Source organism: Streptomyces sp. NPDC002092, assembly GCF_053593775.1.
The window spans coordinates 215,597-233,078 of sequence record NZ_JBSFDG010000006.1; the positions used below are offsets into that span (position 1 = coordinate 215,597).

Consider the following 17,482-nt stretch of genomic DNA (forward strand, 5'->3'; position numbering starts at 1 on the left):
CGCAGTCAGTGGATGTCGTGCGTGGGGTGCAACCGGGTGGCGAGCAGGGAGCGTTCGGCCGGGTTGGCGGTGAGCTTCAGGGCCTGTTCGTGGGCCTGACGGGCCTGGTCGGTACGGCCGAGGTCACGCAGCAGGGCGGCCCGGGTGGCGTGGAAGAGGTGGTAGCGGCCCAGCGGATCAGTGAGCTCGTCGACCAGCGCGAGGGCGCTCGCCGGTCCGTCGGTGTGGCGGACGATGACGGCCCGGTTCAGCCGCACGACGGGCGACGGATCGACGGCGAGCAGCATGTCGTAGAGCGTGAGCAGTTGCGGCCAGTCGGTCGCCTGCCAGCTGGGGGCTTCGCAGTGGACGGCGGCGATGGCGGCCTCGATCTGGTAGGGGCCCGGGCGGCGCAGCGCGGCGGCCCGTTCGATCAGGGTGACGGCGCTGTGGATGCGGGCCGAGTTCCACAGAGAGCGGTCCTGCTCGGCAAGCGGCACCAATCGGCCCTGCCGGTCGAGGCGGGCAGGCCATCGGGCGGCACGCAGACGGATGAGGGCGAGCAGCCCGAGCGGTTCCGGCTCCTGTGGCAGGCACTGGACGAGCAGGCCGGCGAGCCATTCGGCGTCGTCGACCAGCTCCCGTCGTACGCCCACATCTCCGCCGGTGGTCAGGCAGCCCTCGTTGAAGACGAGGCAGACCACGCGCAGCACCTGCTCCAGCCGGGCGGCGCGTTCGGCGGGCTCCGGGCTGCGGTAGGGGATGCCGGCCTTTGCGATCTTCTGCTTGGCGCGGGTCAGGCGCTTAGCGAAGGTGGCCTCGGGCAGCAGGAAGGCCCGGGCGATCTCGGCCGTGGTCAGCCCCGCGACCGCGCGCAGGGTCAGGGCCACCTGGGCGTCGGCGTCGAGGGCCGGGTGGCAGCAGGTGAAGATCAGCCGCAGGCGGTCGTCGGGTTCCCGCTCGATTGCGGCAGGGGGCGTGGCCGGACTCGGCGTTGCGTACGCCGACCAGTGGGGGGGTCCTCTCCGGAAACCTCGGTATTCGGTATGGCGAGCGTTCTGAGCGCTTACGGGGTGCTCGGGCCTCCGTGTCGCGGCCCAGCTGCGCGCACTGCGCCGCCGCTGCTCGCGCGAAGTCACGCCGTAAGACATCGGCAGTAAACCCTTTGTGAGGGCTCGCGATCCCTCCTAGGTTGGCCCGCGTGACCTTCGAGGTGCCCTACCAGCCGCTTCCGGTCGACCAGTCGGACGTCCGCTACGCTCACGGCCCCGACTCGGCCGTCCGGCCCGGGGTGCCGGCCGGCGAGACGATCGAGTTCGACTGGAACGACAGCGCGATCTACCCGGGCACGTCCCGGAAGTTCTGGGTGCATGTGCCCGCCCGGTACCACCCCGCACAGCCGGCCTCGCTGATGGTGTTCCAGGACGGATGGTGGTACCTGGACCCCGAGGGAGAGGTCCGTGGCGCAATCGTCCTGGACAACCTCGTCCAGCGCGGCGACATCCCGGTCACCATCGGCGTGTTCGTCGACCCCGGTGTGCGCCCCGGCGCCGAGGACCCGAAGAACCGCAACACCGAGTACGACGCATTCGACGGCCGCTACGTCAGTTTCCTCCTGGACGAGATCATCCCAGAGGTCACCAAGCGCTATTCGATCGCCGAGGAACCGGACCGGTGGGGCATCTGCGGTGGCAGCAGCGGCGGTAACTGCGCCTTTACCGCGGCCTGGCTGCGCCCGGACAAATTCCGCCGGGTGATCGGGTACTTGTCCAGCTTCACACAGATGCCAGGCGGCAACCCGTATCCCGAACTCATCCCCCGCGTCCCTCGCAGACCGCTGCGCATCTTCATGCAAGCGGGCCATCGTGACCTGCGCTGGAACGAGCCTGAGGCCAACTGGCTCGCCGACAACCTGCGTGTCGCGGCCGCGCTCGCCGAAGCCGGCTACGACTTCCGCCTCGTCCTGGGGGACGGCGGCCACAGCCCCAACCACGGCGGCGTCCTGCTTCCCGACGCCCTCCGCTGGCTGTGGCGGCCGGACGAGCACAGGGGCTGCTGAGCACCGCAGACGGAAGCAGGCTCAAGCGTCCACGGAATGTCCTGCCACGTACCGGAACTGGCGGCCTCAGAGGCGCCTGGGACGGGTGCATACACGGCCTCGGCGGTCCCTCCGAACACGCTCGGCCGCAGTGCGCGGCCCCTGGGCCGACCATTCCTCGGCAGGCGGGGCCGCCTGACGATGCATCAACCGTAGCCTGCAGTTCAGTGGTCGGCCGTTGCGACCAGGTGTCGCAAAGAAGCGTGGGCGGGCGGGCCCCAGGTGGTCTTGCCGCCCGGACGGCCGTGAAGGCCGGCCTCTCCGATGAGCATGCCGCTGAGGGCTCTCAGCACGGCCCAGCCACGGGCGCGGCGCCGGGTCGCCGCGTCCGCACCCGGCTGATAGGCGTCGTAGAAGCGGCCGAGGGCGCCGTCCGGCAGCAGTATCCACGCCGCGGCAAGGTCGCAGGCGGGGTCGCCCGCGCAGAGGTCGCCGAAGTCGATCACGCCGCAGACGGTGCCGTCCTCGGTGAGGACGTTGGCCGGATGCAGATCGGCGTGAAGCCACAGCGCCGGCCCCGCCCACTCGGGCGCGGCGAGGGCGTCTCCCCACACGGCGCGTACGGCGTCCGGGTCGGGGATCAGCCCCATCTCGGTGGCCGACGCCAACTGCTGGGCGAATCCCTCGGCGCAGTCGGCCAGTGGGCCCCCACGGCCGCGGCCGACAGGTGCTCCCTCGGGCGCAGGCCGGTGAAGAGCGGTCAGGAAGGCGGCCAAGGCATCGGACGCCTCCTCACCTCGCGCGACGGGGGCGCGGTCGGCCGGAGTTCCCTGCACCCAGGTGGTGACGATCCAGGGCCGCGGAAACCGTTCAGTGGGCTCGCCGAGACGCTGCGGGACGGGCACCGGCAGGGGAAGACGCGGGGCGAGAGCGGGAAGCCAGGCATGCTCTTTCCGCAGTAGCGCATCCGCTGACGACGTCGCCCAGGGCAGCCGTACGGCGAGGTCTTCACCGAGCCGCCACAGCTGGTTGTCCCAGCCCAACGCGCCGAACCTCAAAAGGTGATCGGCCAGGTCGGGGTGCTGATCGCGCAGCAGATCCCGGACCAGCTCTGCGGTGATCTCGATCTCGGTGTGGGTCATGCCGAGCCACGGTATCCGGACGGTGACCCGCAGTTCGTGACGTTTTCCGGGAATTGGGGCCGTAGCGAATGCTTCGGCTCTGGACGGAGTCTCTGGAGGTCGCGGCGAACGCGGGCCTTGTCAGCGATGACGAGCGCGGCAGTGGTGGTGGGCCGTTCCGCTGTCGGCTTCTTCCCGGATCCGGGTCATCGTTCGGCCGCCGGGTCGTCAAGGGGTGCCGGGCAGCCCAGCCGCGGACGGCAGCCGACCAGCGCCCGCTGCGCATGTGCATCCGCGGGACATGGACCGAGGGTGTGGTTCCAGCAGGTTCCGGAGTCGAAGGTCGCCAAGAACCTGTGGCACTTCGACCTGAAGGTCGGTGGGGCCGTGACGTGCCACTGCACGTACGCACACAGCAGGAGCAGAGCGTGCACCATGCGGAGCACGCCGAATCTGCTGGTCAACCGCGAGCCTCGTCGAGCGCGGCCTCACCTGCGCCAGGGCCTGTCCGGCGGATCTTCACGGGCTGGCCGGTACGTCCGGCACGGCGGGGTCGTCGTTTCACGCCCGTCGGCCCGCCCAGCCGGGGGCAGGCCGGCGGCCCCGCGGCCCTCCAGCTCCGCCGCGTCGGGCTCCTCGAAGTGCGCCCGCCCGCCCAGGATGTCGGCCTCCGTCATCGGGAGCGTCTCCTCGGGGGCGGTGACCCGGCGATGGGCGATCCGGACGCGTTGGGTCTCATCGTCCACCGGTGGACCGTGCGGAAGCACGCGTGCTCGGCCTCCACCAGCCAGCGGATCGCGGGCCATTCGTCCTGAAACCAGCAGCCGAAGTCCACCACCACCCAGGTGCCCAGCTTGACCGACTCCATGGCGAGCCAGGTCGCCGGGCGTCAGGCGCAGCGCGCCGTGCTCCTCGACGAGTTGCCGAGCCCTCGTGCTCTTTCCCGCTCCCGGCAGGTAGCGGCGGTTACGCCTGGAGGAATGGGCCCTGTCGCCGTCGAGTCGGCCGGCGAAGCGTCAGGTCTTGCGTACGGCGCCGGTGAAGCCTGCGATGAACAAGGTGGCCGACGCCCACGCCGCCAGCTGCAGCAGCCAGCCCGTGACGGTAAGGGCCTGCCCTGCGCGGGTGCCGGTGGGGGTGCACAGGTCCTGCGCCCCCGTCTTGACCACCGGCAGACCCAGATCCACACCCACGCCGGCCCGCTCCACGACGCTGCAGGGCGTCGTGGGTGTGTTGGCGCCGGCGGTGCGCTGCAGACCACCGCCCGGCCCGCCGAGGACGATCGTCAGCGCCACCGAGCCGGCGAGTACGGCGAGCAACAGCAGCAGCGCTCGCCAGGGTTGATAACCGAAGCCGAGGGTCAGCCCGGTGAACCGGGCCCAGGCCCGGTCACGCCGCCGAAGCCCGCCGCGGTCGATCTGGTCCCGCCGCTGCGCCATGAGTATGTCCCGCACCTCGCTGTCGTGACCGGCCGCCCGGTGGACGGCGGCCAGCTGCTGGTACGGCTGAGCGGAGTAGCCGGGCGTGTGGTCACGCAACAGCTCCAGCCACCGGGACAACGCGACCGGCGCCGGCAGGTCCGCGTAGGTCAGCCCGTCGATGCCGACCAGGGCCCCCGTGGCCTGACCCGACCGGGTCACCCCGCTGGTGTCCAACCACAGCGAACCTCCGATCGACACGCCGTTCAAGGCGAGCACGGAGTGTCCGGCGCCGTTTGCCCGGCACCCGGCGCGGAGGAGCACGGCTCGGTCGACCCGCAGACCGTCGGCGTGCAGGGCCGGTCCGGACATGTTCTCCAAGCGCGCCTCGTCGCACTCCAGCAGACCGAGGTGGGCATCGACCAGCTGGACCGCGCCGGTGGCCCGGAACCCGGCTCGGAGGAAAACGGCTCGGTCGACCCGCAGACCGTCGGCGTGCAGGGCGGGACCGGAGGTGTTCTCCAGCCGCGCCCCGTCACATGCCAGCCGACCGAGATGGGCGTAGGCGAACCGGACCGCGCCCTGTTCACCGACGCCGGTGGCCCGGAGCCCGTCGCGGAGGAACACGCTGTGATCGACCCGCAGAAACTCTGCATGCAGGGCGGGACCGGACGTGTTCTCCAGCCGCGCCCCGTCGCAATCCAGCAGACCGAGGTGGGCGCCGAGGAGCCGGACCGCGCCGGACGGTGTGTCGGCGTTGGCAACCGCTCCCCGCATCGTCATCGTCGGCGCGGTGAAGCGTGTGGCGTCAACCGGTGGGTCCTGCGAACCCGCGGGGTGCCCGAAACGGGAACCGTCCAGCACGAGGCCGGGCAGCCGGCTGTCGCACAGGTTCAGCCCGTCGGGGACGAAGCAGTCGACCAGCTCGACCCGCAGATCGGTGGTGATGTTCGCAAGGTCGACGCGGCCGGTGATGCGCGCTCCGCGCAGCCGCAGTCCGTGCGGGTCCGCCTCGATGTCCCGGCGCCCGCGGACCAGGTCACGGATCAACGCCGCCGGGACGGTGTGGGCGCCGTCCCAGGACCGCATCGCGGCCTCGTCGACCGGCCCGTCACCGACCAGGTCCAGCATCTCGCCGTCGCGGACCGCATCGAGCAGGCACCGCTCCAACCAATCGGCTGTCACACGAGCATGATCGCCTGCCCCACCGCACGACGGCAAGCAGGCCGAGGCGAGGCACCGTTGAGCCCGCTGGGTCGACTTCGGGCGGCTTCTGGCGTCACGTACGCGTGGGCGAGGTCAAGGCGTTCGGCGGGACGGTTCGCGCAGGACTTTCGCGGTCACGGATGTGCCGTCGGCCCCTCCTGATCCACGCCCCATCGCGATCGACGGCCCACCTGCGTGGTGGCACGACGAAGCCGTTGGCGTCCGGCGGGCGCCGCACCGTCTTCATGGCAACTCCCGCGCCACGAACGAGTCCTGGGCATCGGCCGGAGCAACCATGACGAGCAGGACGAGGCTGCGATGGTGGCAGATCATGTGCCCCTTCCGGCCATTGATCAATTTTCCGCCGTCCCACCCGCGCGTCGCCCGGCTGACGGTCTCGGACACCTTGACGGACCGCGAGTCCACAATCACCGAGGCAGCCTGGAGCGACTTGCCCGCGGCGGGACGCCGAATCCGGCGTGCACGACGCCGCACTCGACGGCATGAGGCCCGCCGCCCTGGTATGGGCTGGTCCTCAGTGCTGCCACACATCCGGGCCGCCGCCCCGCCACTCGACCAGCCCGGATTCCCGCAGCCACGCCTCGTCGGCGTCCTCCAGACCCGTGAGCTGCAGGAACTCGACGATGTCCAGCAGTCCGTATGCCATCCCGCGGAAATGGTCGCCCACACGAACCCTCCGCCCGCCGTCCTCGGCGGGCGGGTAGATCACGATGGGCTGTGCGTCCGCCATAGGACCAGGGTGCGCTGTGTGACGGCTGCGCGCATGCGGGGCGGTCGTGGCGATCGATGGGGAGCTGCGAGCCCGGCGGCTTTCGCGGATCGCCGGTACCGAGGGCTCAGCAGTGACGCCATGCGCCGGGTGCATCGGTACGGGCCGCGATACGGCGCGGTTCGGCCACGACGACGCGCCGTAAGACGCGGCCTCCGCCCGCAAGACCCTGCCGGGCGAAGGCCCGGGGCTCGCCCTCCATACCCTGTCGCCACCACGTTTCGCCGTCTGCTTGTCACGCTCGGAGTAACACCGGCACCGCGGGACTCATCTCCCGCAAAGAGAACAGTGATTTTCCCATTCCGGCCCTGCGTCGCTGCCATATTCGGAAGCCACTTCGGAGGTGGCTGTGACGCGAGAGGCGACAACATCCCGTGCCGGGGAGACGGCTACGCGCGTTCCCGACCGTACCGCCGGGCGCATCGCCGAGCTGGAGGGCCGTCGGGTGCAGGCCGTGTCCTCGGGCGGACCGCGGCGGCGCGGGGAGTACGGTGCCCGGGCTCGGATCGAACGGCTGCTGGACGCGGGGTCCTTCACCGAGACCGGCCTGTTCGTGCGGGCGAGGCCCGCGGGGGACGGTGCCCGGCGTCCGTACGGCGACGGGGTCGTGACCGGGCACGGCACGGTCGACGGCCGTGCGGTGTGCGTGTTCGCGCAGGACTCCACGGTCTTCGGCGGCAGCATGGGCGAGGCCTTCGGTGAGAAGACCGTGGCGCTGATGGATCTCGCCCTGAGGATCGGCTGCCCGGTCGTAGGGCTCAACGACGGCGGCGGCGCCCGCATCCAGGAGGGCGTCGCCTCGCTCGCCCTCTACGCCGAGCTGGTGCGCCGCAATGTGCGGGCCTCCGGGGTGATCCCGCAGATCTCGGTCATGCTCGGGCCGTGTGCCGGCGGGGCCGCGTACTCCCCCGCCATCACCGACTTCACCGTGATGGTCGACGGCGCCTCGCACATGTTCGTGACCGGGCCCGACGTCATCGAGGCGGTCACCGGCGAGCGCACCAGCGCCGAGGACCTGGGCGGCGCCCGCACCAGCAACGCGGTCAACGGCAACGCACACTTCCTCGCCGCCGACGAGCAGGACGCCTTCGACACCGTACGGGACCTGCTGTCGTATCTGCCCGCGAACAACCTCGAGCGGCCCCCGGAGTACGCGCCGGGACAGGTGCCCGGCGGGGCCTGGCTGGACGAGGTGGTGCCGGATCGGCTGGGGCAGGCCTACGACATGCGCGACGTCCTGCGCGCGGTCGTCGACGACGGTGAACTCCTCGAAGTGCAGGAGCTGTTCGCGCCCAACATCATCTGTGCGCTGGCCCGGGTCGAGGGCCGGTCCGTCGGTGTCGTGGCCAATCAGCCGCTGCATGCCGCCGGGGTCCTCGACATCGACGCCTCCGAGAAGGCGGCGCGTTTCGTACGGTTCTGCGACGCGTTCGGCGTGCCGCTGCTGACCTTCGCCGACGTGCCGGGCTATCTCTCCGGTGTCCGCCAGGAGCAGGCCGGGATCATCCGGCGGGGTGCGAAGCTGCTGTACGCGTACGCCGAGGCGACCGTGCCGAAGGTCACCGTGGTGGTGCGCAAGGCGTACGGCGGCGGGTACGCGGTCATGGGCTCCAAGCACCTGGGCGCCGACATCAACCTCGCCTGGCCCACCGCCCGCATCGCCGTGATGGGCGCCGAGGGCGCGGTGGGCGTGCTGCACCGGCGGGAACTCGCCGCCGCCGCGGACCCCGAGGCGCTGCGGGCCCGCCTGATCGCGGCGTACGAAAGCGCTCACGGGACGCCCTATCTCGCCGCCGAGCGCGGATACGTCGACGACGTCATCGCCCCGCGCGACACCCGCGCCCATGTCTGCCGTGCGCTGCGTGCGCTGCGCGGCAAGCGGGCCCCGATGCCGGAGCGCCGGCACGGCAACATCCCGCTCTGATCGGCGAGTTCACCTTCCCCCTGCGACTGCTGTGAACCCGCAAGCCGTACCCCGCGACGTTTGGAGCCATGCCCCATGGACAGCCGCCGCCCGCTCGCGCCCGCGTTCCGGAGTCTGCCGGAGTATGTGCGGCACTGGGCCGACACCACCCCCGACCGCCGGGCGTTCACCTTCGTCGACCATCCCGCCCCCGACTCGCGTGGCGTCCACCGCACGCTGACCTGGCGGCGCCTGGAGCTGCGGGTGCGGGCGCTGGCCGCCCGGCTCGCCGAGGAGGCCGAGCCCGGCGCGCGGGTCGCGCTGCTGTGCCCGCAGGGCACGGAGTACGTCACCGCCTTCCTGGCGGCGCTCGCCGCCGGACTGGTCGCCGTACCGCTGTATCCGCCCGGCCTGCCGGGGCACGCCGACCGGCTGGCGGCCGTGTTCGCCGACGCACGTCCGGCGGTCGCCGTGACCACGAGCCGCGTCCTGGACGAGGTGCGGGAATTCTGCGACGGCTCGTCGGTGCGGATCGTCGCCGCCGACCAGGTACCCGATGCCGCCGCGGGTGACTGGCAGCCGGTCGTGCTCGATACGACGGAGATCGCCTATCTGCAGTACACCTCCGGCTCGACCCGCACCCCTGCGGGCGTGGAGATCACCCATGCCAACGTGGTCGCCAACGCCCGTCAGGCGCTGACCGCCTACGGCGCGGACGCCCACCCGGTGACCTGTGTGGGCTGGCTGCCGCTGTACCACGACATGGGGCTGGTCCTGAGTGTCGCCGCCCCGGTGGTGCGCGGTCTGCTGTCGGTGCTGATGGAGCCGGTCGCGTTCCTGCACGAGCCCGCGCGCTGGCTGCGGCTGCTCGCCGCGCATCCGCGTGCGCTGAGCGCCGCGCCCAACTTCGCGTACGACTACTGCGCCTCCGCCGTCACCGACGTACAGAAGGCGGGGCTGCGGCTGGACGGGATCGCCGCGCTGATCAACGGCAGTGAGCCCGTCCGCCCGGGTACGGTCGACCGCTTCCATGCCGCGTTCGCCGCGCAGGGGCTGTCGGCGGACGTCCACTGCCCGTCGTACGGGCTGGCCGAGGCGACGGTCTTCGTCAGCGCGGCCCGGCCCGGAGAGCCGCTGTGCCGGTTCGCGCTCGACCGGGACGCCCTTGCCTCCGGGAAGGCCCTGCCTGCGCGGCCCGAGGACTCCCGGGCGGTGCTGCTGGCGGGCTGCGGCACTCCGGCGGGTCAGCGGGCGCGCATCGTCGATCCCGCGTCCGGGGCCGTGATGTCCGAGGGTGAGGTCGGGGAGATCTGGGTGCAGGGCCCGAACGTCGGCCGCGGGTACTGGAACCAGGAGCGGCAGACCCTGCTCGTCTTCGGCGCCGGGTCGGACGCCGGGCCCGGCGGCTGGCTGCGCACGGGCGACCTGGGCACGGTGCTGGACGGGCAGTTGATCGTCACCGGCCGGCTCAAGGACCTCATCGTCGTCGACGGCCGCAATCACTATCCGCAGGACGTGGAGGCCACGGCCCAGGACGCGCATCCGGCCGTGCGGCGGGACCGGCTGGCCGCCTTCGGCGTGCCGGGCGGCGCGGGTGAGCGGGTGGTCGTGGTGGCCGAGCATGTGCGGGCCACGAGCCTCGCCGAGATCGACGTACCGGCCCTCACACGCGCCGTACGCGCCGCCGTCTCGGACCGGCACGGACTGCGGCTGGCCGAGGTGGTCCTGGTCGCGCCGGGCGTGGTGCCCCGCACGTCCAGCGGCAAGGTGTCGCGGGCGCTGACCCGTCAGCGGTACCTGGAGGGCATGTACGCGACGGAGCGTGCGCGATGAGAGCGGCCGACGCGGGCGCGATGCGCCCACTCAGCGTCTCCCGAGACCTGCCCCCTCAGCGCTCAGTGGCGGGCGTATACGCGGCGGAGCGTGCCCGATGAGGGCCGTCGACGAAGGCGCGTTGCGCCGACTCATCGCCGAACGGGTGGCCGCCTGGACCGGGGCCGTCCCGGAGGCGGTCCTGATGGACCGGCCGCTGGCCGACCTCGGTATGGCCTCGCGGGACGCGGTGGTCCTGGCCGGGGAGTTGTCCCGGCTTGTCGGGCGGGAGTTGCCGGCGACGCTGCTGTGGGAGGCGCCGACCGGCGATGCGCTGGTGGCCCGTCTGTGCGCCACCGAGGTGGAGGCCGTGGCCCAACTCGCTCCTGTCGCAGGCGACTTCGGCGAGCCCGTCGCCGTCATCGGGGTCGGCTGCCGGTTGCCCGGTGGCGTGCACGGGCCGGGCGACTACTGGCGGCTGCTGAGCGAGGGCGTCGACGCGATCCGCCGCGTGCCCGAGGACCGGTGGCGGGACTTCACCCACTTCCCGCCCGCCGACGCGCCCTCGTACGGCGGCTACCTCGACGACATCACGGGCTTCGACGCCGACTTCTTCCGGATCACTCCGCGCGAGGCCGCGGTGATGGACCCGCAGCAGCGGATCCTTCTGGAGGTCGTCCACGAGACGCTCGACCATGCCGCGGTCCCGGCCGCCTCGCTCGCCGGCAGCGACACCGGTGTCTTCGTCGGTGTCTCGGCCCCCGAGTACGGCCGGCTCACCGGCGCCGACACGGGTGCCGTCGACCCGTGGGCCCCGGCCGGAGCCGCGCTGAGCGTGACCGCGGGCCGGGTGGCGTATGTGCTGGACACCCGGGGGCCGAGCACGGCGGTCGACACCGCGTGTTCCTCCTCGCTGGTGGCCCTGCACCACGCATGCGTCAGCCTGCGCACGGGCGAGAGCGGGATGGCGATCGCCGCGGGCGTCAACGTGCTGCTCTCCCCCACCATCGGCATCGCCTTCGAGCGGGCCGGGGCGCTGGCGCCGGACGGGCGGTGCAAGCCGTTCTCCGCGGCGGCGGACGGCATCGGACGCGGCGAGGGCTGCGCGGCCGTGCTGTTGAAGCGGCTGTCCGACGCCGAACGCGACGGCGACCGCGTGCTCGCCGTCATCCGCGCCACGGCCGTCAACTCCGACGGCCGCTCCAACGGCCTCCTGGCCCCCAACCCCGTGAGCCAGCAAGCCCTGTTGGCGACCGCCTACGCACGCGCCGGACTCGACCCGGCCGGAGTCGACTACGTCGAGGCGCACGGCACCGGCACCCCGCTGGGCGACCCGATCGAGGCGGGCGCGCTCGGCGCCGTCCTGGGTGCGGGCCGTGACCCCGACCAGCCGCTGCTGCTGGGCTCGGTCAAGGGCAACCTGGGTCATCTGGAGTCGGCCGCGGGTATCGCCGGGCTGGTCAAGACGGTGCTCGCACTGCACCACGACGTCCTGCCGCCGTCGCTGCACTGCGCGCAGGGCAGTTCGTTGGGCGACGCCCCGCTGCGGGTGGTGACCGAGCCCGAGCCGTGGCCGCGCTACAGCGGTACGGCCACCGCCGGGGTCTCCGGGTTCGGCTTCGGGGGCACCAACGCCCATGCGGTGCTGGAGGAATGGCGACCCGCCGTCCTGTCATCGCCTCCCACCGAGGAACCCGCTGCCCGCCTCCATCTGCTCTCCGACGTCGACTCCGAGCGTCTGCGGGACACCGCCTCCCGGCTGGCGGGCTGGCTCCGCACCTCCGAGGCAGATGCCGCACGACCGGCCGATATCGCCCGCACGCTCGCCGGGCGGGCCGGCCGTGGGCCGGTGCGGGCTGCCGTCGTCGCCACTGATCGCGGTGAACTCGCCGACGCGCTGGGCGCATGGGCGCAGGGGCGTCCTCACGGACGGGTCCTGGCCGGCGAGGGCGATCGCGTGGGGCGCGGACCGGTGTGGGTGTTCTCCGGGTACGGCAGTCAGTGGGCCGGCATGGGGCGCCGGCTGCTGGCCGAGGAGCCCGCGTTCGTCTCCGCCGTGGAGAAGATCGACGCACAGCTCGCCCCGGAGTGCGGGTTGTCCTTGTACGACCATCTGGCCTCCGGCGAGGGCCTGGAGCTGCTGGAGGTCGCCCAGCCGGTCCTCTTCGGCCTCCAGGTAGCGCTCGCCGAGCTGTGGCGCTCGTACGGTGTGGAACCCGCCGCGGTCATCGGTCACTCCATGGGCGAGGTCGCCGCCGCGGTGTGCGCGGGCGCCCTGGACGTGCCCGACGCGGCGCGGGTCGTCGCCGTACGGGCCCGGCTGCTCGCTCGGCTGCGGGGCGGCGCCATGGCGGTCGTCGACGTCGACGACGGTGAACTCGACGCCCTGCAAAGGGACTTCCCCGGCGTCCATGTCGCCGTCCACTCCTCCCCCGGCCAGAAGGTGATCACCGGCGAGGAGGCTGCGGTGGCGCGGCTCGTGCGGCGGCTGGAGGAGGAAGGGCGGGCCGCCCGAGCCATGCGGGTGGTCGGCGCCGGGCACTCACCTCAAGTCAACGCTCTCTTACCGGAGTTGATCGACTCATTGTCCGGCATCGAGAGCAGGCGGCCGCGCGTCCCCGTCTACTCCACCGTCCTCGACGATCCCCGCGGGGACTCGGCCTTCGACGCCGACCACTGGGCCGCGAACCTTCGGCGGCCGGTGCGTCTGGACCGGGCCGTCGGGGCTGCCGCCGCCGACGGTCACACCGCCTTCGTGGAGATCTCGCCGCATCCCGTGCTCGCTCGTGCCGTCACGGACACGGCACCCGGAGCGCTCGCCCTCGGCACGTTGCACCGGGAGTCCGACGACTGTGGCGCGTTCCTGGGCCAGTTGGGCGCTCTGTATGCGGCGGGATTGCACCTGCCGTTGCCGTCGGGCCGCGTCATCGATCTGCCCGCGGCGCGCTGGCGGCATGTGCGGCACTGGTGGACGGACGGGCGGGCGGCAACGACCACCCCCGCCGCGGTGCCGGAGGAGCAGGCCGCCGCGCCGCAGGACACCTCCGTCACCGGACGTCTGTGCCATCACATCGCCGCCGTCACGGGGCACGCGCCGGGCCGTGTCACCCCCGCCACCGCCCTGGCCGACCTCGGTCTGGACTCCCTGATGGCCGTCCGTATCCGCACCGCCCTGGAGCGCGAGTTCGGCATCGAACTTCAGTTGCGCGATCTGCTCGGCACCCCCACGGTCGAGCAACTCGCCGAGCGCGTCCGGCAAACGCTCCCCGCCGGGGGCGGCTCGCCGCTGCGCACTCTGCGCGCCGGCGGCTCCCGTCCGCCCCTGTTCCTCGTCCACGCCGCCGGCGGCACCACCGACGTCTACCGGACGTTGGCGCAGCGGCTCGGAAACGACCGGCCGTTGTACGGGCTGGAGCGGATCGAAGAGGCCACCACGGTGAGCGAGAAGGCGAGCCGCTACGCCCAGGCCATCACCGCCGCCCACCCCAACGGGCCCTTGTTGCTGGGTGGTTGGTCCTTCGGCGGCTTCGTCGCGCAGGAGACCGCACGGCAGCTGACCGCCGCCGGGCGGGAGGTCGAGCTGGTCGTACTCATCGACTCCGTACGGCCCCTGCCCCGGCCCGGGCACACCCCCGAGGACCGGATCCGCGACCACTTCACGGGCTTCGCCCGGCACGTCGCCGACACCTACGGGGTCCGGCTGGAGCTGCCGTACGACGACCTGGTGGCGATGGACGACGACGTCGCGCGCATCGACATCGTGCTGCGGGCCCTGCGTGAGGCCGCCGAAGTGCCAGCCGCCGTCCTGGAGCACCAGCGCTCCTCCTATCTGGATCTGAGGATCGGGGAGGCCCACCGGCCGGGACGCTACGACGGACGCGTCGTCCTGTACCGGGCCACCGAGCGCGCTCCGCACACCGTGCGCGATGCGGCCTATGAGCGGGACGACGAGGCGCTCGGCTGGGACGAGGTGTGCCCGCGCCTGACGGTCGTACGGGTCGGTGGCCACCATCTGTCGCTCCTCGACCCGCCGCACGTCGACGAGATCGCCGCCCGGCTGCGGCGGGAGCTCGCCGAGCAGACCCGTTGAACCCGGATCCCGAGGAGCCGCCATGCCCCACCCCCGCCGCGCCACCGGAGTGTCCCGGCGCACCGTCACCAAGGCCGCGGCGAGCGCCGGTCTGGCCGCCCTGTTCGGTACCGCCGCCGGCACCGCGCGCGCCGCGACCCAGCTCGGGCCGCGCACCTTCGACGTCTCGGTGGCCTCCGCTGCCCTGGGCCGCAGCGCCCCGGTGCGGCTGATCCTGCCGTCCGGCTTCAACACCCAGCCCGGCCGGACCTACCCCGTGCTGTACCTGCTGCACGGCGCCCATGACGACTACACGTCCTGGACCCGGGAGACCGACATCGAGGCCTTCACCGAGGGCCGGGACCTGATCGTGGCGATGCCGGACGGCGGCCCCACCGGTATTCCCACCCACTGGCTCAGCGGTCCCGACTACGAGACGTTCCAGCTCACCGAGGTTCCGGCGCTGCTGAGGCGCGACTACCGGGCCTCGGGGGTGCGGGCGGTCGCCGGGGTCTCCACCGGCGGCTACGGCGCCATGGCGCATGCGGCCCGCCACCCGGGCGCGTTCGCCGCCGCGGCCTCCTACAGCGGCATCCTCGACACCATGGCGCCCGGCGTGCCCACCCTCGTGGACGCCATCGTGGTCCGCGAGAACCTGGCTCCGCTGTCCCTGTGGGGCAATCCGGTCCTCAACCTTCTGACCTGGCGCGACTTCAACCCGCGGGCCCGCGCCGCGGGCTTGCGCGGCACTCCTTTGTACGTCTCCAACGGCAGCGGCGTGGTCGGCGGAACCGGCGACTGGCTGCCCGAGGCCTTGGAGAGCGCCCTGTGGCCCTCCGCCCACAGCTTCACCGCCGCCCTCGCCCGCCTGGGCATCGCGGTCACCACGCACTTCTACGCAGGAGGAGGACACAGCTGGGCGTACTGGAAGCCGGAGTTCACAGCGTCGTGGCCGATGCTCGCCGGTGCACTCGGGCTGCCGGAGTGATGTCGGTGCCGTCGGGGCACGGAACGGAGCACAGGGGACGCCCGTCCAACACAGGACTTGTTCCTCGCCCCACGGGAAACACTCCGCGGGTGAGCCGGTTCCGGTGGAAAGGAGTGTCCGCGATGGCCGTCCCCACCCCGCGCGGCGAACCGGCCGGTCCGGCGTTCCCCTCGGTGCCGGCCGATCTCGCCGGCCTGCTGCGTGCTCAGCTGGAGGCGGTCGCCGACCAGGTCGAGGACGAGGTGCGCAGACAGGTTCCCGAGTACGCGGGCCCCGCTGACGGCATGTACGCCAGGAACCTGCGGGCCGGGGTGGTGCAGGCGCTGACCCTCTTCGTCGACCACATCGCCGACCCGCGCGGCCGCAGCGACGCGATCGCCTCGACGTACTACGAGCTCGGGCGCGGCGTGGCCCTGGAGGACCGCAGCCTGGACGCCCTGCAGTCCGCGCTGCGGATCGGGGGCATGCATGCCTGGCGGCTGATGGGCCGTACGGCCGAGGAGCTGGGGCTGGACTCGGCGGTGGTGGCGGCGCTGGGCGAGCTCGCGTTCCGGACCGTGCACGAGGTGGCCGAGGCGGCCGCGGCCGGTTATGCGGAGGGCCGGCTGCGCAGCACGGACGAGCTGGAGCGGCGGCGCAGGCGCCTGCTCGAACTGCTGCTTGGCGAGGGGCCGCTGTCGTTGGAGGCCGTGCAGGATCTCGCGCACGGCGCCCGCTGGTCGGTGCCCCGGCAGGTCGCGGTCGTCGCGCTCGCGGCCCCGGCGGACCAGCGCGAGGAGGAGTGGCCGCTGGCGGGCGCGGGGGCGCTGGTGGACATGCGGTCGCGGCCGCCGCGGATGCTGCTGCCCGATCCGGACGGTTCGGGTCGCTTCGGCGGCCGCGCGTTCACGCTCGCGCTGCGCGGGCGTCCGGCGGCGATCGGCCCGACGGTGCCGCTCACCGAGGCCGCGCAGTCGCTGCGCTGGGCCGCGCGGGCGCTGCGGCTGATGGGGCGCGGGATCCTGCCCCGGCAGGGGGTGGTGCGGTGCGCCGACCATCTCTCCACGCTGCTGCTGCACGGGGACGAGCCGCTGCTGGCACAGTTGGAGACGCGGGTACTCGCGCCGCTGGACACGGCCACCGAGGGGCAGCGGCCCCGGCTCGCGGAGACGCTGCTGGCGTGGCTGCTCAGCGGCAGCAACGTGCCCGACGTCGCCGCCCGTCTGCACATCCACCCGCAGACGGTCCGCTACCGCCTGCGCCAGCTGGAGAAGCTCTTCGGGGAGGCCCTGCACGACCCCGGCACCCGCCTGGACCTCATCCTGGCACTGCGCGCCGAGGAACTGCGGGAGCAGGAAACGCCCTCCGCGTAGACGGTTCACGAAATTCCCGCCGACTCACCTCAGCTCAAGAAACCGCAGAACTTCTGAATTCCCATACATAACAGGTCGCCAGAAACAACGAATACCTTCGGGACATCCTTTTCCGCAGGCGCTCGACGCGCCCGACCCTCAAAGGATCCCCATGCGTATTCGCTTGTGTCTCGCCGCGCTGTCGCTGATCGGCGGTGCGGCCGGAGTGGCCACCGTCTCGGCACCCCCCGCATCGGCCGCCACCTGCTCGGACATCGACGTCGTCGCGGCTCGCGGCACCTTCGAGCCGGGCACGCTCGGCGCGATAGTCGGCGACCCGGTGTATTCCGCCCTGCAGAAGAAACTGACGGGCAAGAACCTCACCAGCTACAAGGTGAATTACCCCGCGGACCTTTCCCTCACCTCCGCCGCGCAGGGCAATGCCGACCTGGTGAATCACGTCAACAGCCAGGCGGCTGCCTGCCTGAATCAGCGTTTCGTTCTCGTCGGCTATTCGCAGGGCGCGAACGTCGTCGACAACTCCATCGGCATCAGCAGCGACGGCGCGGTGGTCGGCAGCCCCATCGTCGCCACCATCCCGGCCGCGCTCGAACCGAGGGTTGCCGCGGTGCTGCTGTTCGGCAACCCCATCCGGGCCCTCGGCAAGAGCGTCACCGGCACCTACCAGAGCCGCACCATCGACTTCTGCGCCAAGGGCGATCCCATCTGTGAGAACGGCGGCACCGACGTCCTCGCGCACCTCGGCTACACCTCGGACGCCGACGCGGCAGCCACCTTCGCCGCGACCAGGATCTGAGCGGACGGCC

13 protein-coding genes are annotated in these 17,482 nt (G+C 72.4%); 7 read left to right on the forward strand and 6 right to left on the reverse strand.

Going from position 1 to position 17,482, the window contains the following annotated elements; genetic code table 11:
* Positions 1–5: 5 nt before the first annotated feature.
* Positions 6–1,130 (reverse strand): RNA polymerase sigma factor, encoded by a 1,125-nt coding sequence (locus ACWCRD_RS15995; RefSeq protein WP_450966412.1) that lies wholly within the window; start codon positions 1,128–1,130, stop codon positions 6–8.
* Between the two features lie 50 nt (positions 1,131–1,180).
* Between ACWCRD_RS15995 and ACWCRD_RS16000 the strand changes: the two genes are divergently transcribed.
* Positions 1,181–2,038, forward strand: a complete 858-nt coding sequence (locus ACWCRD_RS16000) for an alpha/beta hydrolase (RefSeq protein WP_450966413.1) — start codon at positions 1,181–1,183, stop codon at positions 2,036–2,038.
* Between the two features lie 203 nt (positions 2,039–2,241).
* On the opposite strand, the gene ACWCRD_RS16005 is transcribed toward ACWCRD_RS16000, so the two are convergent.
* The 5 genes from ACWCRD_RS16005 to ACWCRD_RS16025 all read right to left on the reverse strand — a co-directional run bounded on the left by ACWCRD_RS16005 (position 2,242) and on the right by ACWCRD_RS16025 (position 6,513).
* Positions 2,242–3,159, reverse strand: a complete 918-nt coding sequence (locus ACWCRD_RS16005; RefSeq protein WP_450966414.1) for an aminoglycoside phosphotransferase family protein — start codon at positions 3,157–3,159, stop codon at positions 2,242–2,244.
* A gap of 467 nt (positions 3,160–3,626) precedes the next feature.
* Positions 3,627–3,884, reverse strand: coding sequence for a hypothetical protein (locus tag ACWCRD_RS16010; protein WP_450966415.1), 258 nt, complete (start codon positions 3,882–3,884; stop codon positions 3,627–3,629).
* 270 nt (positions 3,885–4,154) lie between these two features.
* Positions 4,155–5,741, reverse strand: coding sequence for a hypothetical protein (locus tag ACWCRD_RS16015; protein ID WP_450966416.1), 1,587 nt, complete (start codon positions 5,739–5,741; stop codon positions 4,155–4,157).
* A 264-nt stretch (positions 5,742–6,005) separates the two neighbouring features.
* The gene (locus ACWCRD_RS16020) at positions 6,006–6,314 is read right to left on the reverse strand and encodes a transposase (RefSeq protein WP_450966417.1); all 309 of its coding nucleotides are present in this window, start codon (positions 6,312–6,314) and stop codon (positions 6,006–6,008) included.
* The gene (locus ACWCRD_RS16025) at positions 6,298–6,513 is read right to left on the reverse strand and encodes a hypothetical protein (protein WP_450966418.1); all 216 of its coding nucleotides are present in this window, start codon (positions 6,511–6,513) and stop codon (positions 6,298–6,300) included. The genes ACWCRD_RS16020 and ACWCRD_RS16025 overlap by 17 nt, the downstream gene beginning before the upstream one ends.
* Before the next feature lie 388 nt (positions 6,514–6,901).
* Here ACWCRD_RS16025 and ACWCRD_RS16030 point away from each other — a divergent pair, with 388 nt between their 5' ends.
* The 6 genes from ACWCRD_RS16030 (at position 6,902) to ACWCRD_RS16055 (ending at position 17,472) form a co-directional block, all read left to right on the forward strand.
* Positions 6,902–8,476 carry an acyl-CoA carboxylase subunit beta gene (locus ACWCRD_RS16030; RefSeq protein ID WP_450966635.1) on the forward strand — a complete coding sequence of 525 codons (1,575 nt, stop codon included), beginning with the start codon at positions 6,902–6,904 and terminating at the stop codon, positions 8,474–8,476.
* Between the two features lie 75 nt (positions 8,477–8,551).
* Positions 8,552–10,288: a fatty acyl-AMP ligase gene (locus tag ACWCRD_RS16035; RefSeq protein ID WP_450966419.1), complete on the forward strand. Its 1,737-nt coding sequence runs from the start codon at positions 8,552–8,554 to the stop codon at positions 10,286–10,288.
* A gap of 97 nt (positions 10,289–10,385) precedes the next feature.
* Positions 10,386–14,357 carry an acyltransferase domain-containing protein gene (locus ACWCRD_RS16040; RefSeq protein ID WP_450966420.1) on the forward strand — a complete coding sequence of 1,324 codons (3,972 nt, stop codon included), beginning with the start codon at positions 10,386–10,388 and terminating at the stop codon, positions 14,355–14,357.
* 22 nt (positions 14,358–14,379) lie between these two features.
* On the forward strand, positions 14,380–15,324 hold the full coding sequence (locus ACWCRD_RS16045) for an alpha/beta hydrolase (protein ID WP_450966421.1): 945 nt from the start codon (positions 14,380–14,382) through the stop codon (positions 15,322–15,324).
* Positions 15,325–15,446: 122 nt separating this feature from the next.
* Positions 15,447–16,676 carry a PucR family transcriptional regulator gene (locus ACWCRD_RS16050; RefSeq protein ID WP_450966422.1) on the forward strand — a complete coding sequence of 410 codons (1,230 nt, stop codon included), beginning with the start codon at positions 15,447–15,449 and terminating at the stop codon, positions 16,674–16,676.
* A 151-nt stretch (positions 16,677–16,827) separates the two neighbouring features.
* Positions 16,828–17,472: a cutinase family protein gene (locus ACWCRD_RS16055; protein ID WP_450966423.1), complete on the forward strand. Its 645-nt coding sequence runs from the start codon at positions 16,828–16,830 to the stop codon at positions 17,470–17,472.
* Positions 17,473–17,482 lie beyond the last annotated feature (10 nt).

Excerpts from the sequence above, each read along its gene's own strand:
- ACWCRD_RS16045 (WP_450966421.1), top strand. The coding sequence starts at position 14,380 with ATGCCCCACCCCCGCCGCGCCACCGGAGTGTCCCGGCGCACCGTCACC.
- ACWCRD_RS16055 (WP_450966423.1), top strand. The coding sequence starts at position 16,828 with ATGCGTATTCGCTTGTGTCTCGCCGCGCTGTCGCTGATCGGCGGTGCG.
- ACWCRD_RS16040 (WP_450966420.1), top strand. The coding sequence starts at position 10,386 with ATGAGGGCCGTCGACGAAGGCGCGTTGCGCCGACTCATCGCCGAACGG.
- ACWCRD_RS15995 (WP_450966412.1), bottom strand. The coding sequence starts at position 1,130 with ATGTCTTACGGCGTGACTTCGCGCGAGCAGCGGCGGCGCAGTGCGCGC.
- ACWCRD_RS16020 (WP_450966417.1), bottom strand. The coding sequence starts at position 6,314 with ATGTGTGGCAGCACTGAGGACCAGCCCATACCAGGGCGGCGGGCCTCA.
- ACWCRD_RS16005 (WP_450966414.1), bottom strand. The coding sequence starts at position 3,159 with ATGACCCACACCGAGATCGAGATCACCGCAGAGCTGGTCCGGGATCTG.
- ACWCRD_RS16025 (WP_450966418.1), bottom strand. The coding sequence starts at position 6,513 with ATGGCGGACGCACAGCCCATCGTGATCTACCCGCCCGCCGAGGACGGC.
- ACWCRD_RS16035 (WP_450966419.1), top strand. The coding sequence starts at position 8,552 with ATGGACAGCCGCCGCCCGCTCGCGCCCGCGTTCCGGAGTCTGCCGGAG.
- ACWCRD_RS16050 (WP_450966422.1), top strand. The coding sequence starts at position 15,447 with ATGGCCGTCCCCACCCCGCGCGGCGAACCGGCCGGTCCGGCGTTCCCC.